This window comes from Mesorhizobium sp. M2C.T.Ca.TU.002.02.1.1 (assembly GCF_003997225.1).
This window is the reverse complement of record NZ_RZTO01001236.1, coordinates 1-1201: the sequence shown is the minus strand read 5'-3', so window position 1 is coordinate 1201 and position 1201 is coordinate 1. Positions and strand designations below refer to the sequence as shown.

Here is a 1201-nt window from a genome sequence, read left to right as displayed (position 1 = left end):
AGCCAAGGTCGCCGAAAAAGCTTCTGCCGCGTCGGTCACGGTCGGGGATGCGGCCGCCGGCTTCGAGTTCCCGCAGGCGCTGCTTTCCAAGCTCAACGGCCACGCCGGCGGCCAGCTCACCTTGGGCATCCGGCCGGAGGGCGTGCTGGTGCGGCGCGAGGCGGCGGACGGGTTCCTGCCGGTCGAAGCGCAAATCATCGAGCCGCTCGGTTCCTTCGACATCGTCGACCTGAAAGTGGGCTCCAAGATGCTACGCGCCCGCACCAAGAGCGGTTTCATCAGCGGCCCGGGCGAAAAGGTCTATGCGCGGATCGATCCTTCGCAGGCGCATTTCTTCGACGCGGCGAGCGGCAAGTCGCTCGGAGTGAGACTGTAATGGCCCATATCCAGCTGAAAAACATCTCGAAGACATTCGGCAACCATACCGCGCTGTCCAACCTCGACCTCGACATCGCCGACGGCGAATTCTTCGTGCTGCTCGGCGAGACAGGCGCCGGCAAGACGACGACGCTGCGGATGGTCGCCGGTCTCGAAAAACCGACCGAAGGCCAGGTCTTCATCGACGGCGTCGACGTCGCCGATTGGGGCGCGGCCGAGCGCGACGTGGCGCTGGTGCTGCAGCAATATTCGCTCTATCCGCGCTACACGGTGCGACAGAACCTCGAATTCCCGCTGAAGCCGAAGATCCGCCGGCTGCCGGATGCCGAGATCAAGGATCGCGTCGCGCGCGCCGCCCGCACGCTCAGGATTGAGCATCTTCTGGATCGCAAGACCGACCGGCTTTCCGGCGGCGAGATGCAGCGCGTCTCGATCGGCCGCGCGATCGTGCGCAAGCCGCGCGTGTTCCTGATGGACGAGCCGCTGTCGGCGCTCGACGCCAAGCTGCGCGAGGCGCTGCGCACGGAGCTGAAGAACCTGCAGATGCAGCTCGGCGCCACGTTCCTGTTCGTCACGCATGACCAGATCGAGGCCATGTCGATGGGCGACAAGGTCGGCGTGCTCAACCATGGCCGCATCGTCCAGACCGGCACGCCGCATGAGATCTACAACAATCCGCGCGACACCTATGTCGCGAGCTTCGTCGGTTCGCCGCCGATGAACCTCATCGACGGCAAGTTGGTCAACGACCGCGCGGTGATGGCGCCGATGAATTTCGAACTACCGCTGTCAACTGAAGCCAAAACCTTTGGCGGGGGCAGGA

2 protein-coding genes are annotated in these 1201 nt (G+C 64.5%); both read left to right on the top strand.

Going from position 1 to position 1201, the window contains the following annotated elements:
• The coding region (locus EOD07_RS35075) for a TOBE domain-containing protein (RefSeq protein ID WP_164772877.1) at positions 1–376 on the top strand (376 nt) is incomplete at its 5' end.
• The coding region (locus tag EOD07_RS35070; protein WP_164772876.1) for an ABC transporter ATP-binding protein at positions 376–1201 on the top strand (826 nt) is incomplete at its 3' end. The genes EOD07_RS35075 and EOD07_RS35070, both read left to right, overlap by 1 nt.